Annotated in this window: 1 protein-coding gene (cut by a window edge); it reads left to right on the top strand. The window is 70.8% G+C overall.

From position 1 onward, the window contains the following. On the top strand, positions 1–20,416 hold the 3' portion of the coding sequence (locus IEZ09_RS12295) for a type I polyketide synthase (RefSeq protein ID WP_189253776.1). 9,347 nt of this gene lie to the left of the window's left edge; the window shows 20,416 of its 29,763 coding nt (coding positions 9,348–29,763); its start codon lies beyond the left edge, outside the window; its stop codon occupies positions 20,414–20,416.

The raw sequence follows: 20,416 nt of genomic DNA, 5'->3' as shown, positions 1-20,416 counted from the left end.
CGTGGAACTCTTCGACGCCGCACTGTCTTCCGGCGCGGGCCTGGTGTTGCCGTTGCGGCTCGATCTGCCGGTGTTCCGTGCGCGGGGTGAGGTTCCGGCGGTGCTGCGGGGCCTGGTGAAGGTCCGCGCACGCCGCACGGCCGCGTCCGCCACCTCGTCGTCGCTGGTGCAGAAGCTGGCGGGCCTCGACGACGCCGGACGCCTGGAGGCGCTCCTCGACCTGGTGCGTGCCGAGGTCGGCGCCGTGCTCGGCCACAGCGGCGGCGAGACGATCGACCCGTCGCGCGCGTTCCAGTCGCTGGGCTTCGACTCGCTGACCGCCGTCGAGCTGCGCAACCGGCTCGGTGAGGTCACCGGGCTGCGGCTGCCCGCGACGCTGACGTTCGACCACCCGACCGCCGCGGTGCTGGCGAGCTTCCTGAAGGACGAGCTGTTCGGTGCCGAGTCACCGGTGTCCGCGCTGCCCGCTGCGGTGTCCACTTCGGACGACCCGATCGTGATCGTCGGCATGGCCTGCCGTTACCCCGGAGGCGTGTCGTCGCCAGAGGACCTGTGGCGGCTGGTGTCCGACGGCGTCGACGCCATCACCGAGTTCCCGGTCAACCGCGGCTGGGACATCGACGGCATCTACCACCCCGACCCCGACCACGCGGGCACGACCTACTCGATCTCGGGTGGCTTCCTGCACGAGGCGGGCGCGTTCGACCCTGCGTTCTTCGGCATGTCGCCGCGCGAGGCCCTGGCCACGGACTCCCAGCAGCGCCTGCTGCTGGAAACCACGTGGGAGGCGCTGGAGCGGGCCGGGATCGACCCGGCTTCTTTGCGCGGCAGTGCGACCGGTGTCTTCACCGGTGTCATGTACAACGACTACGCGTCCATTCTGGACGGTGCCGAGTTCGAGGGGCACCAGGGCCAGGGCAGTGCGGGCAGCATCGCTTCGGGGCGCGTGTCCTACACGTTCGGCTTCGAGGGCCCCGCGGTCACCGTCGACACCGCTTGCTCTTCCTCTTTGGTGGCACTGCATCTTGCGTCGCAGGCACTGCGGTCGGGCGAGTGCTCGCTCGCGGTCGCCGGCGGTGTGACGGTGATGTCGACGCCCACCACCTACGTCGAGTTCTCCCGGCAGCGCGGCCTTTCCGTCGACGGGCGGTGCAAGGCGTTCTCGGACGACGCCGACGGCACCGGCTGGGGTGAGGGCGTCGGCCTGCTGGTGCTGGAGCGCCAGTCCGACGCTCTGCGGAACGGTCACACGATTCTGGCCGTCGTGCGGGGCTCGGCGGTGAACCAGGACGGCGCGTCCAACGGCCTGACCGCGCCCAACGGGCCTTCGCAGCAACGCGTGATCCGCGCCGCCCTGGCGTCGGCCGGGCTGTCGCCCGCGGACGTCGACGCCGTCGAGGCGCACGGCACCGCCACGAAGCTCGGCGACCCGATCGAGGCACAGGCGCTGCTCGCGGTCTACGGACAGGATCGCGACGAGCCCCTCTACCTGGGCTCGATCAAGTCGAACATCGGCCACACGCAAGCCGCCGCGGGTGTCGCGGGCGTGATCAAGATGGTGCAGGCGCTCCGCCACGGCGTGCTGCCCCGGACCCTGCACGTCAGCACGCCGACCACGCAGGTCGATTGGGAGTCGGGCGCCGTCGAGGTGCTGACGACCTCCCGCCCGTGGCCTTCGGTCTCCCGCCCGCGCCGCGCCGGTGTGTCGTCGTTCGGCGTGTCGGGCACCAACGCTCACGTGATTCTCGAGGCTCCGGAATTGTCGGACCTGCCTGAGATGATTGGGATGGGGACCTCGGTCTCCCCCGGAGGGGCCCCAGGCGGGATCGATCCAGCGGCGATCGCGACGGCTGGCGTCGGCGCGGCGGCACCGGTGCCGTTGGTGGTGTCGGCGAAGTCGGCCGGGGCGCTGCGGGGTCAGATCGAGCGGATCACGGCGTTGGTGGACAGTGGTGTGTCCGCTGTGGACGTCGGGTTCTCGTTGGCGACTACGCGTGCGTTGTTCGACCATCGGGCCGTTTTGCTCGACGGTGATGTTGTTGCTGAGGGTGTTGCTGGCGGGAAGCCGCTTGCCGTGGTGTTCTCCGGTCAGGGGTCGCAGCGGGTCGGGATGGCGCGGGAGCTGTATGAGGCGTTCCCGGTGTTTGCGGAGGCGCTCGATGCGGCGTTGGTGAACCTTGATCCGGCCCTGCGGGAGGTCATGTGGGGTGATGATCAGGAGGCGTTGAACCAGACCGGGTTTGCGCAGCCGGCGATTTTCGCGGTTGAGGTGGCGCTGTACCGGTTGCTGGAGTGGTTCGGGGTCAAGCCGGACCACCTGGTCGGGCATTCGATCGGGGAGATCGCGGCGGCGCACGTGGCCGGGGTGTTGAGCCTTGAGGACGCGTGCCTGCTGGTTACGGCTCGGTCGGCGCTCATGCAGGCGTTGCCGGAGGGCGGCGCGATGGTGTCGGTGATCGCGTCCGAAGACGATGTCGTGCCGCATCTGACCGCTGGGGTGTCGATCGCCGCCGTCAACGGACCCCGCGCCGTGGTGATCGCGGGTGTCGAAGACGAGGTGCTGGCTGTTGCCCAGCGGTGGAAGCACAAGCGGCTCAACGTCAGTCATGCGTTCCACTCGCCGTTGATGGAGCCGATGCTCGACGACTTCCGCGAGGCGATCAGCGGGATCGTGTTCCGTGAGCCGGTTGTCGGAATGTCGACATCCGGCGATGTCACCACGGTCGAGTACTGGGTGAATCACGTCCGGGACGCGGTGCGGTTCCACGACAACGTCACGCGACTGGGTGACGTCGTTCTGCTGGAGGTCGGGCCCGACGCGCAGTTGAGCGCGATGGTGGACGGCTCCACGGCCGTGTTGAGGCGTGACCGCGGCGAGGTCGCGTCAATGTTGACTGCACTCGGTCAAGTACATGTTGACGGAGTCAATGTTGACTGGACGCGGCTGTACAGCGGTGGACGGAAGGTTGATCTGCCCACCTACGCGTTCGAGCACCAGATGTTCTGGCCGAAGCCGGTGCGCAAGGCCGGTGACGCCGGGGCGCTGGGGCTCACCGGGGTCGAACACCCGTTGCTCGGAACGGCGGTCGACGTTGCCGGGGCGGACGGGTACCTGTTCACGAGCAGGCTGTCGCTGAGCACGCACCCGTGGCTCGCGGACCACAGGGTGTCCGGGCAGGTGTTGCTGCCCGGCACCGCGTTCCTGGAGCTCGCGGTGCGGGCCGGGGACGAGGTCGGGCTGGACCGCGTCGAGGAGCTGACGCTGGCCGCGCCGCTCGTGCTGCCGGAGCAGGGGGCGGTCCGGGTCCAGGTCGCGGTCGGTGCCGAGGAGAACGGGCGGCGCGCGGTCGAGGTGTTCTCGCGGCCGGACGGTGAGGACGTGGCGTGGACGCGGCACGCGACCGGGTTCCTGGCCAGCGGTGCCGTCGGCAGCGACTTCGATGCCGCGGTGTGGCCGCCGCGAGGTGCTGAGGCCGTTGAGGTCGACGGCGCTTACGAACGCTTCGCGGAGAACGGGTTCGAGTACGGGCCGGTGTTCCAGGGGCTGCGGGCCGTGTGGCGCACGGACGGCGAGGTGTTCGCCGAGGTCGCGCTGCCCGAAGGCGTGGACGGAGGAGCGTTCGGGCTGCACCCGGCGTTGCTCGACGCCGCGCTGCACGCCGGCGGGTTCTTCGACGGCGCCGAGGCGGGGCTGCCGTTCTCGTGGGAAGGCGTGTCGCTGCACGCCGTCGGTGCGGGAGCGGTCAGGGTCCGGTTGCGGCGCAACGGGGACGCGTGGGAGATCGCGGTCGCGGACGCGGCGGGTGCGCCCGTGGCGACGATCGGGTCGCTGGTGACGCGCGCGGTGACCGAGCAGGTCAGCGCTGTCGAGCGGGATTCGTTGTTCCGGCTCGACTGGGTGCCGGTGTCGCTGCCCGATGCGGGTGCGGCCGCTGTGGTGGTGGAGGAGTTCGCCGGCGACGGGGACGTCGTCGAGCGGACGCACGCTCTCGCCGCACGTGCGCTGGAACTGGTGCAGCGCTGGATCGCCGAGGAGCGGGCCGAGCGGCTGGTGTTCGTGACGCGCGAGGGCGATCTCGCCGCGAGTGCGGTGCACGGTCTGGTCCGGGCCGCGCAGAACGAGCACCCCGGCCGGTTCACGCTCATCGACACCGACGGTGAGGTGGCAGAGCAGGTTCTCGCGATCGACGAACCGCAGCTGCGGGTGCGCGGCGGTGAGGTGTTCGCGGCACGGCTCGCGCGGGCCGAGGCTGCGGAGCCCGGCGAGTTCACCGGGCCGGTGCTGATCACCGGCGGGACCGGTGGGCTGGGACGGGTGGTCGCCAGGCACCTGGTCGAACGCTACGGCGTCAAGGAACTCGTGCTGGTGAGCCGCACCGGCAAGGCGGACGTGTCCGATTTGGACGCCAAGGTCGCCGTGGTCGCGTGCGATGTCAGTGACCGCAAGGCGTTGCAGAAGGTGTTGAAGAAGCACAAGGTGCGCAGCGTCGTGCACACCGCCGGTGTGCTGGACGACGGTGTGGTCGAATCGCTCACGCCGGAGCGTCTCGCGACCGTGCTGCGCCCCAAGGTCGACGCCGCGTGGAACCTCCACGAGCTCACCAAGAACCTCGACAAGTTCGTCCTCTTCTCCAGCGCCGCCGGGACGTTCGGCGCCGCCGGGCAGGCGAACTACGCGGCGGGCAACGCGTTCCTCGACGCGCTCGCCGAGCACCGCAGGGCCGCGGGGCTTCCCGCCGTGTCGCTGGCGTGGGGCGCGTGGAACCAGACCGGCATGCTGTCGGAGGCCGACGCCGAACGCATGGCGCGCGGCGGCACGCCGCCGCTGTCGGTGGAGCAGGGGCTCGCGCTGTTCGACGCGGCGATCGCCGGTGAGGACGCGGTGCTGCTGCCGTTGCGCCTCGACCTCGCGACGTTGCGCGGGCACGGTGAGATCCGGCCATTGCTGCGCGGCTTGATCCGGACGCGGGCCCGGCGTGCCGCGGCCCAGGCCGACTCCGGGCTCGTTCAGCGACTCACCGCGATGGCACCGGAAGCACGTCTCGCCGCCCTGCTGGATCTGGTGCGCACCGAGGTCGCGGCCGTGCTCGGCCACGACGGTGCTGCCGCGGTGGATCCGGCCAAGGCGTTCCAGGACCTCGGGTTCGACTCGCTCACGGCGGTCGACCTGCGCAACCGGCTGACGAACGTCACCGGGCTGCGGCTGCCGAGCACGTTGATCTTCGACTACCCGACGTCCCAGGTGCTCGCCGGTTTCCTGCGCGACGAACTGTTCGGCGCCGATCAGGCGTTGCCGGTGCTGCCCGCGCTGACGTCCACTTCGGACGATCCGATCGTGATCGTCGGCATGGCCTGCCGCTATCCCGGCGGCGTCACCACGCCGGAACAGCTGTGGGACCTCGTGATCGAAGGCCGCGACGCCATCACGGAGTTCCCGACCAACCGCGGCTGGGACCTCGACTCGCTCTACCACCCGGACCCCGACCACGTCGGCACCTCGTACACGAAGTCCGGTGGCTTCATCCACGACGCGGACCTGTTCGACCCGGAGTTCTTCGGCATGTCGCCGCGCGAGGCCATGTCGACCGATGCCCAGCAGCGACTCCTGCTCGAGGCGTCGTGGGAGGCGCTGGAACGCGCGGGCATCGACCCCGTCGCGTTGAAGGGCAGCCCGACCGGTGTGTTCGCCGGCGTCATGTACAACGACTACTCGCTGCTGCTCGAAGGCGACTCCGAGGGCTACCAGACGACTGGCGGTTCCCCTTCGGTCGTGTCCGGCCGTGTCTCCTACACGTTCGGCTTCGAGGGGCCCGCGGTCACTCTCGACACGGCCTGCTCGTCGTCGTTGGTGGCCATGCACTGGGCTATGCAGGCTCTCCGCGCCGGTGAATGCTCTTTGGCGCTCGCCGGTGGTGTGACCGTGCTGGCCTCGCCGGGCGCGTTCATCGGGTTCTCCCGGCAGCGCGGGCTCTCGCCCGACGGCCGGTGCAAGGCGTTCTCCGACTCCGCCGACGGCGTCGGCTGGTCCGAGGGTGTCGGTGTGGTCGTGCTGGAACGTCTGTCCGACGCGCGGCGCAACGGCCACACGGTTCTCGCGGTCGTGCGTGGTTCCGCGGTCAACCAGGACGGTGCTTCCAACGGGCTGACCGCGCCGAACGGGCCGTCGCAGCAGCGGGTGATCCGGCAGGCGCTGGCGTCGGCCGGACTGTCCACTGCGGACGTTGACGTCGTCGAGGCGCACGGCACCGGCACGACGCTGGGTGACCCGATCGAGGCGCAGGCGCTGCTGGCGACCTACGGCCAGGACCGCTCCGAGCCGCTGCTGCTCGGCTCGATCAAGTCGAACATCGGGCACACGCAGGCCGCCGCGGGTGTCGCGGGCGTGATCAAGATGGTCCAGGCGCTGCGCCACGGCGTCGTGCCGCAGACGCTGCACATCGACTCGCCGTCGTCCCACGTGGACTGGGAGGCCGGTTCGGTCAGGCTGCTGACGGGCAACACCGAATGGCCCGCGGTCGGCCGTGCACGCCGTGCCGCCGTCTCGTCGTTCGGCGTCTCGGGCACCAACGCCCACGTGATTCTCGAGGCTCCGGAATTGTCGGACCTGCCTGAGATGATTGGGATGGGGACCTCGGTCTCCCCCGGAGGGGCCCCAGCCGGGATCGATCCAGCGGTGAACGGCACGGCTGGGTCAGCTCCGGTGGGAGTGCCAGCGCCGTTGGTGGTGTCGGCCAAGTCGCGGGCGTCGTTGAAGGCGCAGGTCGAGCGGATCAGCGCGCTGGTGGACAGTGGCGTGTCCGCCGTGGACGTCGGGTTCTCGTTGGTGACCACGCGTGCGTTGTTCGAGCACCGCGCTGTGGTGTGGAACGGCGTCGAGCTCGCCAGTGGTGTGGTGCGGAACCGGCCGCTTGCCGTGGTGTTCTCCGGGCAGGGGTCGCAGCGGGTCGGGATGGCGCGGGAGCTGTATGAGGCGTTCCCGGTGTTCGCGGAGGCGCTCGATGCGGCGCTGGTGAACCTCGACCCGGCTCTGCGGGAGGTCATGTGGGGTGATGACCAGGAGGCGTTGAACCAGACCGGGTTTGCGCAGCCGGCGATTTTCGCGGTTGAGGTGGCGCTGTTCCGGTTGCTGGAGTGGTTCGGGGTGAAGCCGGATCATCTGGTCGGGCATTCGATCGGGGAGATCGCGGCGGCGCACGTGGCCGGGGTGTTGAGCCTTGAGGACGCGTGTCTGCTGGTTACGGCTCGGTCGGCGCTCATGCAGGCGTTGCCGGAGGGCGGCGCGATGGTGTCGGTCGTCGCGTCCGAAGAAGAGGTTGTGCCGCATCTCAGCGCGAACGTGTCGATCGCCGCCGTCAACGGGCCGCGCTCGGTGGTGATCGCGGGTGTCGAGGACGAGGTGCTGGCGGTTGCGGAGCGGTGGAAGCACAAGCGGCTCAACGTCAGTCATGCGTTCCACTCGCCGTTGATGGAGCCGATGCTCGACGACTTCCGTGAGGCGATCGCGGAGATTCGGTTCGCCGAGCCGGTCGTGCCGATCAGCGCGTCCGGGGACGTCACGACGGCCGAGTACTGGGTGCGGCACGTTCGCGATGCGGTGCGGTTCCACGACAACGTCACTCGGTTGGGTGACGTGACGCTGGTCGAGGTGGGGCCGGATGCGCAGTTGACGGCGATGGTTGACGGGTTGATTCCGACGTTGACGCGCGTCAAGTCCGATGTTGAATCAATGTTGACTGCACTCGGTCAAGTACATGTTGACGGCGTCAATGTTGACTGGACGCGGTTCTACGAGGGCGGTAAGCGGGTCGAGCTGCCCACCTACCCGTTCAACCGGCAGCGGTACTGGCCGGCGAGCGCCGGGCGGGCGTCGGACGCGTCCGGGCTGGGGCTGGTCGGCGTGGCGCACCCGTTGCTCGGGGCGGCGGTCGAGCTGGCCGAGGGCGAAGGCGTCGTGTTCACCAGCCGGGTGTCGCTGAGCACGCATTCGTGGCTCGCGGACCACGTGATCATGGGGCGCACGCTGGTGCCCGCCGCCGTGCTGATCGAGCTCGCGCTGCGGGCCGCGGACGAGGTCGGGCTCGACCGGGTCGACGACCTCACGCTCGCCGCGCCGCTCGTGCTGCCCGAGCGCGGGGCCGTGCAGATTCAGCTGAAAGTGGGAACGGACCACGGTGGGCGCCGGCAGTTCGCGATCCACTCGCGGCCAGAGGACGCGCCGGACGGCCCGTGGACGCAGCACGCGACCGGGTTCCTGGCGCGCGGCACGACCAGCAACCATTTCGAAACGACGGTCTGGCCGCCTGCCGGTGCCGTGGCGATGGACTACGAGGAGTGCTACGAGCGGTTCGCGACCGTGGGCTTCGCTTACGGGCACGCGTTCCAGAACCTCAAGGCCGCGTGGCGGGTCGGCGACGAGATCTACGCCGAGCTCTCGCTGCCCGAGGACGTCGACGGCACGGCCTACGGGCTGCACCCGGCGTTGCTCGACTCGGCGTTGCACGCGGCGTTGCTGGACGAGACGCTCGACGCGGGGCTGCCGTTCTCGTGGGAGGGCGTTTCGCTGCACGCCACCGGAGCGAGCGAGCTGCGCGTCAAGCTGACTCGCGACGAGGGCGGCATGCGCAGGACCATCGCGCTGGCCGACGTCACGGGAGCGCCGGTCGCCACCGTCGAGGCCGTGGTCGTGCGGGCGGTCAACGCCGAGCAGCTCGCAGAGGCCCGGCAGAGCGAACTGTTCGGGCTGGAGTGGGTGCCGGTCACGCAAGAGGACATCGCCGCTCCCGAGTCGGTCGCGGTGCTCGGACCGGACGTGCTCGGCCTCGGGTTCCCCGTGGTCGACGCGATCGCGGACACGGACGCCGGACTGGTCCTGGTGCCCGTCGTTGGCGGCGACGACGTGCTCGCCGGCACGCACGCCACCACGAGCCGCGTGCTGGAGCTGGTGCAGGAGTGGATCAGCAGCGGCAGGGGCGGCAAGCTCACGTTCGTCACACGGGGCGCGACCACGGGCGACGACCTGGGAGCCGCCGCGGTGTGGGGTCTGGTGCGGTCGGCGCAGTCGGAGCACCCGCAGCGGTTCGGGCTGATCGACCTGTGCGGCAACAACCTTTCCACCGCAATGGTTTCCGTGGCGTTCGGGGTCGACGAGCCGCAGCTGGTCGTCCGGGACGGTCAGGTGCTGGCCGCCCGGCTCGCGCGGATCACGAACGAGCCCGCCGAAGTCCGGTGGGAGGGCAAGGTTCTCGTCACCGGTGGCACCGGCGGGCTGGGCGCGGTCGTCGCGAAGCACCTCGTCGAGGCGCACGGTGTGCGCGAGCTGCTGCTCGTCAGCCGCCGCGGGCAGGCGGACACGGCCGAGCTGGAAGCGCTGGGAGCACAGGTCACCGTCGCGGCGTGTGACGTGACCGACCGGGACGCCGTCGCGGAACTCCTTGCGCGGCACGAGGTTCGAGGCGTTGTGCACGCGGCCGGTGTGCTGGACGACGGCGTGATCGAGTCGATGACGCCCGAGCGCGTCGCGAACGTGGTGAAGCCCAAGGCCGACGCCGCGTGGCACCTGCACGAGCTGACCAGCGACCTCACGGCGTTCGTGGTGTTCTCGTCGGCGGCCGGGGTGTTCGGCAACGCCGGGCAGGCCAACTACGCGGCGGGCAACGCGTTCCTCGACGCCCTCGCCGCGCACCGGAAGGCTCAGGGGCTGCCCGCGACGTCGATGGCGTGGGGTGTGTGGTCCGGGGTCAGCGGCATGACCGGAGAACTGACCGAGGCCGAAGCCGCGCGGATGACCGCCGCCGGCCTGCCGCCCATCACGGTGCGGCAGGGACTGGAGCTGTTCGACGCGGCGGTCGCGAGCGGGGCGGCGCTGACCGTTCCGGTGCGGCTGGACCTGGCGACGCTGCGGGCGCGCGGTGCGGTGGCGCCGTTGCTGCAGGGGCTGATCCGGGTCAAGACGCGGCGGGCGGCGGCGGGGTCGGCCACGGCGTCCGGGCTCGTGCAGAAGCTCGGCGCGATGAACGTCGCGGACCGTCGTGCGGCGCTCGTGGACCTGGTGCGCACGCAGGTGTCGGCGGTGCTCGGCCACTCGTCGATCGACGCGGTGGACGCCACGCGGGCGTTCCAGGACCTCGGGTTCGACTCGCTGACGGCCGTCGAGCTGCGCAACCAGCTGACCGAGGCGACCGGGCTGCGGCTGCCGGCGACGCTGGTGTTCGACTACCCGACGGCCATCGCGCTCGCCGATCATCTGCACGCCGAACTGTTCGGCGCGGTGCAGGAGAGCTCCGAGCTGCCCGCGCTGGTGTCCACTTCGGACGATCCGATCGTCATCGTCGGCATGGCCTGCCGGTTCCCCGGTGGCGTGACGTCGCCGGAGACGTTGTGGGACCTCGTGGTGAACGGTGTCGACGCGATCACGCCGTTCCCGACGAACCGCGGCTGGGACCTCGACTCGTTGTTCCACCCGGACCCCGACCACCTCGGCACGTCCTACGCCCGCGCCGGTGGCTTCCTGCACGACGCGGACCAGTTCGACCCGGCGTTCTTCGGCATGTCGCCGCGCGAGGCGCTCGGCACGGACGGGCAGCAGCGCATCCTGCTGGAGACGACGTGGGAGGCGTTGGAGCGGGCCGGGATCGACCCGACCTCGCTGCGCGGATCGCGGACCGGTGTGTTCGCCGGTGTCATGTACTCGGACTACGCGCAGATCCTCGAAGCCGACTCCGAGGGGCACCAGGGTGCCGGCACGTCGCCGTCGGTGGTGTCCGGCCGCGTCTCCTACACCTTCGGGTTCGAGGGGCCATCGGTGTCGATCGACACCGCGTGCTCGTCGTCGCTGGTCGCGATGCACCTCGCGGCGCAGGCGCTGCGGGCCGGTGAGTGCACGCTGGCGCTGGCCGGTGGTGTGACGGTGATGTCGACGCCGGGGGCGTTCGTCGGGTTCTCGCGGCAGCGCGGGCTGGCGGAGGACGGGCGCTGCAAGGCGTTCTCGGACTCCGCCGACGGTGTCGGCTGGTCCGAGGGCGTCGGCCTGCTGGTGATGGAGCGGCAGTCGGATGCCGTGCGCAACGGGCACACGATCCTGGCTGTCGTGCGGGGTTCCGCCATCAACCAGGACGGTGCTTCCAACGGGCTGACCGCGCCGAACGGGCCGTCGCAGCAGCGGGTGATCCGGCAGGCGCTGGCGTCGGCCGGACTGTCCACTGCGGACGTCGACGCCGTCGAGGCACACGGCACCGGCACGACTTTGGGTGACCCGATCGAGGCCCAGGCGCTGCTCGCGACCTACGGGCAGGATCGCTCGGTCCCGCTGCTGCTCGGTGGCATCAAGTCGAACATCGGCCACACGCAGGCCGCGGCCGGTGTCGCCGGTGTGATCAAGATGGTGCAGGCGATGCGGCACGGCGTCGTGCCGCCGACCCTGCACGTCACCGAGCCGTCCACGCACGTCGACTGGAGCGAGGGCGCGGTCGAGCTGGTCACCGAACCTACGCCGTGGCCCGAGGTGTCGCGGCCACGGCGGGCGGGTGTCTCGTCGTTCGGTCTGTCCGGCACGAACGCCCACGTGATTCTCGAGGCCCCGGAAGTGTCAGACCTGCCTGAGATGATTGGGATGGGGACCTCGGTCTCCCCCGGAGGGGCCCCAGCCGGGATCGATCCAGCGGCGAACGGCACGGCTGGGGAGGCTGCGGCCGGAAACGCTGCGGCGGCGGGATCGGGCGGGCTCGCCGAGGCGGTGCCGTTCGTGGTGTCGGCCAAGACGGCGGAGGCGTTGCCGGGCCAGGTCGAACGGGTCAAGGCGGCCCAAGGGGCGCCGGAGGACATCGCCCACTCGTTGCTGACCACGCGCGCGCAGTTCGACCACCGGGCCGTGGTGCTCGGCGACGAGGTGCTGGCGCAGGGGACCGCGCAGTCGCAGCGGTCGCTCGCGGTGCTGTTCTCCGGGCAGGGGTCGCAGCGCGTCGGCATGGGGCGTGAGCTGTACGAGGCGTTCCCCGTGTTCGCCGAGGCGCTGGACGCCGTGCTGATGTACCTGGACCCGGCGGTCCGCGAGGTCATGTGGGGTGACGACCAGGAGGCGCTGAACCAGACCGGGTTCACGCAGCCGGCGTTGTTCGCGGTCGAGGTGGCGCTGTACCGGCTGGTCGAGTCCTGGGGTGTCCGGCCGGATCAGGTGGCCGGGCATTCGATCGGGGAGATCGCGGCGGCGCACGTGGCCGGGGTGCTGAGCCTGGAAGACGCGTGCCTGCTGGTCACGGCACGGGCCGCGCTCATGCAGAACCTCCCGGCCGGAGGCGCGATGGTGTCGCTGATCGCCTCCGAGGAGGAGGTGACGCCTCACCTCACCGAGCGGGTGTCGATCGCGGCGATCAACGGGCCCAGGTCGGTGGTCATCGCGGGTGACGAGGACGAGGTGCTCCGGATCGCCGAGCGGTGGAAGAGCAAGCGGCTCAAGGTCAGTCACGCGTTCCACTCGCCGTTGATGGAGCCGATGCTCGACGACTTCCGCGAGGCGCTGGCGGAGGTGACGTTCTCCCAGCCGAGCATTCCGGTCGTCGCCAGTGGCGACGTCACGACGGTCGAGTACTGGGTCGGCCACGTCCGGGACGCGGTGCGGTTCCACGAGAATGTCGAGAAGCTGCGCGAGCGGGGTGCCACCACGTTCCTCGAGGTCGGGCCGGACGGGGTGCTCTCGGCGCTGGTCGAGGACGCGATTCCCGTGCTGCGCAAGGACAGGGGCGAGCGCGTGGCGGCGTTGACCGCGCTGGCCAGGCTGCACGTCGACGGCGTGAAGGTCGACTGGAGCGTGTTCTGCCGCGGCGGCAGGAAGATCGACCTGCCCACGTACGCGTTCCACCACCAGCGGTACTGGCCGGCGGTGCGGATCGGCGGGGACGACGCGTCCGGGATCGGCATGGTCGCGGTCGGGCACCCGCTGCTCATCGCGTCGGCGGAACTCGCTGACGGGGAAGGGTTCCTGTTCACCAGCAGGCTGGCGCTGCGCACGCACCCGTGGATCCGCAACCACACGATCATGGGACGCGTGATGGTGCCGGGTGCGGCGCTCGTCGAGCTCGCGCTGCGGGCCGGGGACGAGGTCGGGCTGGACCGGCTGGAGGAGCTGACGTTGTCGGCCCCGGTCGTGCTGCCGGAGCACGGCGGGCTGGCGTTGCAGATGAAGGTGTCCGCGGGCGAGGAGCGGCGGACGTTCACGATTCACGCGCGGCCGGACGAGGGCGGCGACGCGCCGTGGACGCAGGTCGTCAGCGGCGTGCTGGCCAAGGGGGAGCAGCGAGTCGAGTTCGACGCGTCCGTGTGGCCGCCTCAGGCCGAAGCGGTGGACGTCGAGGGCTGCTACGAGAAGTTCGCCGAGGCCGGCTTCGCCTACGACGGCATGTTCCGCGGGCTGCGGGCGGCCTGGCGGGACGGCGACACCACGTATGCCGAGGTGGCGTTGCCCGACGACGTGAACGTGAAGCCGTTCGGGCTGCACCCGGCGTTGCTGGACGCGGCGCTGCACGCCTCGCTGCTCGACGAGAGCGGCGCCGCCGGCCTGCCGTTCGCCTGGGAGAACGTGTCGCTGCACGCCACCGGAGCCACCGCGTTGCGGGTCAAGATGACGCGCGACGACAACGGACTGCGGATCGCGCTGGCCGACCCGGCAGGCAACCCGGTGGCGTCGGTCGAGTCGCTGGTGATGCGGGCGGCCGCCGCGGAGCAGCCCGCCGAGCTGGACGCGTTGTTCTCGGTCCAGTGGACGCCGGTCGCGGTGCCGCCGGCCGCGGCGGGCAAGACGGTCAGCGTGCTCGGGCCGGACGTGCTGGGGCTGTCGGTCGGACGGGTCGAGGGCCTGCTTTCCCTGACCGACACCGACGTTGTGCTCGTGCCGGTCGCGGGGGAGCAGAACGCGGAGTCGGTCAGGACGACGACGCACCGCGTGTTGGAGCTGCTGCAGGAGTGGATCCGGGAGGACCGCGACGGGCGGCTCGTGTTCGTCACGCGCGGCGCGGTCGAAGGCGACGACCTGGCCGGTGCGGCGGTGTGGGGGCTGGTGCGTAGTGCGCAGACCGAGCATCCCGACCGGTTCGGCTTGATCGACCTGGACGCCGAGGAGTCGTCGCTCGCGACGTTGCTCGGTGTGCTGGACCTCGACGAGCCGCAGCTGCAGATCCGTGACGGTGAGGCACGGGCGGCGCGCCTCGGGCGGATCGCCGCCGGAACCGGCGATGGTGCCTGGGAGAGCCCGGTTCTGGTCACCGGTGGCACCGGCGGGCTGGGCAGGATCGTCGCGCGCCACCTCGTGGAGAACCACGGTGTCACCGAGCTGATCCTGGTCAGCCGCAGCGGACAGGGTGACGTCAGCGAGCTGGAGGCGTTGGGAGCACGGGTCTCCGTCGTCGCCTGCGACGTCGCCGACCGGGCCGCGCTGTGGGAGTTGCTGAAGCAGCACAGGGTTCGCGGTGTGGTGCACGCGGCCGGTGTGCTCGACGACGGCGTGATCGAGTCGCTCACGCCGGAGCGGGTCGACGGCGTGCTGCGCGCCAAGGTCGACGCGGCGCTGAACCTGCACGACCTCGCCACCGAGGCCACGCGGTTCGTGCTGTTCTCGTCGGCGGCCGGGGTGTTCGGCAACGCCGGACAGGGCAACTACGCCGCCGGCAACGCCTTCCTCGACGCGCTGGCCACGCACCGGCAGCTCAACGGCCTGCCCGGTGTGTCGCTGGCCTGGGGCGCCTGGGACACCGGCATGCTGTCGGCCGAGGACGCCGAACGGATGCGGCGTTCCGGCATGCCCGCCATCTCGTCCGAGCTGGGGCTGCGGCTGTTCGACGCGGCGGTCGCCGGGACCGAGGCCGCGGTGGTGCCGGTGCGGCTCGACCTGGGCGCGCTGAAGCAGAACGGTGACGTGAAGCCGTTGCTGCGCGGGCTGATCCGGGTCAAGGCGCGGCGGAAGGTCGCCGGGTCGGAAACGGCGTCCGGGCTCGTGCAGCGACTGTCCGTTCTGGACGAAACCGGCCGGTTGGACGCGCTGGTGGATCTCGTGCGCGGCGAGGTCGCGGCGGTGCTCGGCTACGACACGATCGCGGCGGTCGATCCGGCGCGGGCGTTCCAGGAGCTCGGGTTCGACTCGCTCACCGCGGTCGAGCTGCGCAACCGGCTCACCGCCGTCACCGGGCTGAAGCTGCCGGCGACCGTGGTGTTCGACTACCCGTCGTCCGCCCAGCTGGCGGCGTACCTCAAGGACGAACTGCTCGGCGCGGTGTCCGAGGTGCCGGACCTGCCCGCTCTGGTGTCCACTTCGGACGATCCGATCGTGATCGTCGGCATGGCCTGCCGTTACCCCGGCGGTGTGTCGTCGCCGGAGGACCTGTGGCAGCTGGTGGTCGACGGCGTCGACGCGATCACGCCGTTCCCGACGAACCGCGGCTGGGACCTCGACACGTTGTTCCACCCCGACCCCGACCACCCCGGCACCTCGTACGTGCGGGCCGGCGGCTTCCTGCACGACGCCGACCTGTTCGACCCCGAGTTCTTCGGGATGTCGCCGCGCGAGGCGGTCGCGACGGACGCGCAGCAGCGGCTCATGCTGGAGACCGCGTGGGAGGCGCTGGAACGGGCGGGCATCGCGCCGGCGTCGTTGCGGGGCAGCTCGACCGGTGTGTTCGCCGGTGTCATGTACAACGACTACACGCAGCTCATCGGCGGCGCGGACAGCGAGGGCTTCGGGTCGACCGGTGCGTCGCCCTCGGTGATCTCCGGGCGGGTGTCGTACGCGCTCGGGCTTGAGGGACCGTCGGTGTCGATCGACACCGCGTGCTCGTCCTCTCTCGTGGCGCTGCACTGGGCCATGCAGGCTCTTCGGGCTGGTGAGTGCTCGCTGGCGCTGGCCGGTGGTGTGACCGTCATGTCGACGCCGGGCTCGTTCGTCGGGTTCTCGCGGCAGAGGGGCCTGGCGGAGGACGGCCGGTGCAAGGCGTTCTCGGATTCCGCCGATGGTGTCGGGTGGTCCGAGGGTGTTGGTCTGCTCGTGCTGGAACGTCAGTCCGATGCCGTGCGCAACGGCCACACGATTCTGGCGGTCGTGCGCGGGTCGGCGATCAACCAGGACGGCGCTTCCAACGGCCTGACGGCGCCCAACGGGCCGTCGCAGCAGAGGGTCATCCGTCAGGCGCTGGCGTCTGCAGGGCTGACCGCTGCTGATGTCGACGCCGTTGAGGCACATGGCACCGGTACTTCTTTGGGCGACCCCATCGAGGCTCAGGCACTGATGGCCACCTACGGGCAGGATCGCTCGGTCCCGCTGCTGCTGGGCGGCATCAAGTCGAACATCGGTCACACGCAGGCCGCTGCCGGTGTCGCGGGCGTCATCAAGATGGTGCAGGCGATGCGGCACGGCGTGCTGCCGCGGACGCTGCACGCCTCGACGCCCTCGTCGCACGTCGACTGGAGCGAGGGCGCGGTCGAGCTGCTGCAGGAGAACACCGCGTGGCCCGAGGTGTCACGGCCGCGGCGGGCGGCGGTGTCGTCGTTCGGCATCTCGGGCACGAACGCCCACGTGATTCTCGAGGCCCCGGAAATGTCAGACCCGCCTGAGAAGATTGGGATGGGGTCTCGCGACCCCCTGGGGGCCAGCCAGTCCGGATCGATTCCGCTGGTCGTGTCGGCACGGTCCGACGCGGCGCTGGACGGGCAGATCGAGCGGATCAAGCAGGTCAGCGCGCCGGCCGCCGACATCGCGTACTCGTTGCTGACCACCAGGACGTTGTTCGACCACCGGGCCGTGGTGCTGGACGGCGAGGTCGTGGCACGAGGCCTGGCGAAGAGGAAGCCCACCGCGTTCCTGTTCAGCGGGCAGGGATCCCAGCGCATCGGCATGGGACGGGAGCTGTACGAGACGTACCCCGTGTTCGCCGAAGCGCTCGACACCGTGCTGCAGCACCTCGACCCGGCGCTGCGCGAGGTCATGTGGGGCGAGGACCAGGAGGCGCTCAACCAGACCGGGTTCGCGCAGCCGGCGTTGTTCGCGGTCGAGGTGGCGCTCTACCGGCTCGTCGAGTCGTTCGGGGTGACGCCGGACCACGTCGCCGGGCACTCCATCGGTGAGGTGGCGGCGGCGCACGTCGCCGGGGTGCTGAGCCTCGAGGACGCCTGCCTGCTGATCACGGCACGGGCCGCGCTCATGCAGAACCTCCCGGCCGGTGGCGCGATGGTGTCGGTCATCGCCTCGGAGGACGAGGTCACGCCGTACCTCACGGGCAACGTGTCGATCGCGGCGATCAACGGGCCGCGGACCGTGGTGCTGGCGGGCGAGGAGGACGAGGTCCTCAAGATCGCCAAGCAGTGGAAGTACAAGCGGCTCAACGTCAGTCACGCGTTCCACTCGCCGTTGATGGAGCCGATGCTGCCGGACTTCCGGGAGGCGATCGCGGAGATCACCTTCAGCGAGCCGCGGATCGCGTTCCAGGCGAGCGGCGACGTCACGACGGCGGACTACTGGGTCAACCACGTCCGGGACGCCGTGCGGTTCCACGACAACGTGACCGCGCTGGGAGACCAGACGTTCATCGAGATCGGGCCCGACGCGGCGCTGACGCCGTTGGTGGACGGGGCGATTCCCGTGCTCAAGCGGGGGCGGAGCGAGATCACCGGGGTGCTCACCGCGCTCGGGCAGGCGCACGTGGAGGGCGTCGGCGTCGACTGGTCGCCGTTGCTGCGCGGCGCCAGGAGGATCGACCTGCCCACGTACGCGTTCCGCAGGCAGTCGTACTGGCCGAAGGTCGTGGAGAGCTCCGGCGACGTCAAGGCCGCGGGCCTGAGCGGGATCGGGCACCCGCTGCTCGGCGCCGCCGTGCAGCTCGCCGGGCAGGACGGCCACCTGTTCACCAGCCGGATCGCGCTCAGGACCCACGCGTGGCTGGCCGACCACGTGATCATGGGACGCGCGCTCGTTCCCGGCGCGGCGCTGGTCGAGGTCGCGCTCAGGGCAGCCGAGGAACTCGGGCTCGACACGCTGGAAGAGCTCACGATCGCGGCGCCGCTGATGCTGCCCGAGCAGGGCGGTGTGCAGCTGCAGGTCGCCATCAGCGCCGAGGACGGCGGCAAGCGCACCGTCACGATCTACAGCAGGCCGGAGGACACGGACCTGCCGTGGACCGAGAACGCCAGCGGTGTCCTCGGCAGCAGCGACCAGCAGGGCGAGCGGCTCGACACCTGGCCCGTCGGGGAACCGGTTGAGCTGGAAGGGGTTTACGACAGGTTCGCGGAGATCGGGTTCGCGTACGGGGAAACGTTCCGCGGGCTCCGGAAGGCGTGGCGCCACGACGGCGCCGTGTACGCGGAGGTCGCGCTGCCGGAAGGGATCGAGCCCGGCGCGTTCGGCATCCACCCGGCGCTGCTCGACGCCACCCTGCACACCGCGCTGCTCGCCGAAGGCGACCAGGGCGCGGGGCTGCCGTTCAGCTGGGAGGGCGTGAAGATCCACGCCACCGGAGCGGACAGCGTCCGGGTGCGGATGACGCGGGACGAGAGCGGGGCGATGCGCATCGTCGTCGCCGACCCGCAGGGCAACCCGGTCGCCGAGGTCGAGTCGCTGGTGGTGCGGGCCGTCAACGCCGGGCAGCTCGCCGAGAACACCACGCGCGACGCGCTCTTCACGCTCGGCTGGACGCCGATCACCGTCACCGAGCCGATCGGCGCTCAGGTGGCGATCGCGGGCACCGACCACTTCGGACTCGTCGACCACCTCGTCGCCGGACGTGTCCACGACACCATCGAGTCCGCCGACGCCGAGGTCGTGCTGACCGAGATCACGGCCTACTCGGACGACGTCGTGGACTCCGCGCACGCCGCCGTGTCGGACGCGCTGATCGCCGTCCAGGAGTGGATCACCAGCGGACGCGGCGGACGGCTCTGGTTCGTCACGAAGAACGCCGTCGCGGCCACCGAGGGAGACATCCCGGACCCGGTCGCCGCGGCGGTGTGGGGACTGGTGCGGGTCGCGCAGTCCGAGCACCCCGGCAGCTTCGGGTTGCTCGACCTCGACGACCGGCGCTCCAGCCTCGCCGTGCTGCGCCAGGCGGTGAACGCCGGCGAACCCCAGGTCGTCCTGCGCGACGGCGAGATCCTCGGAGGCAGGCTCACCAGGGCGGAACGCACCGAGAACACCGTCGAGTACGGCAAGGTCCTCATCACCGGCGGCACGGGCGGCCTGGGCCGGATCATCGCCCGGCACCTCGTCGAGAACCACGGCGTCGGGGACCTCGTCCTGGTGAACCGCAGCGGCCAGGCGGACGTGGACCTCGACGCGAACGTCACGGTCGTCGCGTGCGACGTCAGCGACCGCGGCGAACTCGCCGAGCTGCTGAGCACCCACACCCCGGCCACGATCATCCACGCGGCAGGCGTGCTGGACGACGCCACGATCGAGTCGCTGACGCTCGACCGCATCGACCCGGTGCTCCAGCCGAAGGCCGACGCCGCCTGGTACCTGCACGAACTGGCACCGCAAGCCAACCTCGTGCTGTTCAGCAGCGTCGCCGGCACGTTCGGCAACGCGGGCCAGGCCGCCTACGCGGCGGGCAACGCGTTCCTCGACGCACTGGCCGCGCTCCGCAAGGCGCACCACCAGAAGGCGGCGAGCCTCGCCTGGGGTGCCTGGGACACCGGCATGCTCAGCGCCCAGGACGCCGAACGCCTGGCCCGCAACGGCATGCCCGCGATCACCGCGGAACTCGGCACCACCCTCTTCGACGAGGCGATCCGGACCGGCCACGCCCACACCATCCCGGTCAGGCTCGACTTCGGCGTCCTGCGCAACCACGAGGTCGCACCGCTGCTGCGCGGCCTCGTGCGCACCAAGGCGAAGAAGGCGGTGGCAGGCCAGGAAACCGCGGACTCGCTCGTCCAGCGCCTCGCGAACCTGACCGACCAGGGACGCACGGACGCGCTGCTCGACCTCGTCCGCGGCCAGGTCGCCGAGGTGCTCGGCCACGCCGACGGCGAGGTCATCGAGGAGGACCGCCAGTTCTCCGACCTCGGCTTCGACTCGCTCACCGCGGTCGAACTGCGCAACCGGCTCGGCGGCGCGACCGGGCTGCGGCTGCCCGCCACGCTCGTGTTCGACTACCCGACACCCGCGGAACTGGTGGCGCACCTCAAGTCCGAGCTGCTGGCCGACGCGCCGGAAGCCGGGCTGCCGAGCGTGCTCGCCGACCTCGACGCGTTCGAGAGGGCGTTGAACGCGGCCACTGTGGACGACGCGCTGCACCAGCAGATCGCGGGCAGGCTCGACGTTCTGCGCACCAAGTGGGCGTCGCTGAGGAACACCGGCACCGAGAAGGACTCCGGCACCGAGAAGGACTTCGAGTCGGCCTCGGACGACGAGATGTTCGCGATGCTCGACGAAGAACTCGGTCTCTGA

Source organism: Lentzea flava, from assembly GCF_014648475.1.
Lineage (GTDB): Bacteria > Actinomycetota > Actinomycetes > Mycobacteriales > Pseudonocardiaceae > Lentzea > Lentzea flava.
Note: the sequence above shows the minus strand (reverse complement) of the source record. Positions and strands in the feature narration are given on the sequence as shown.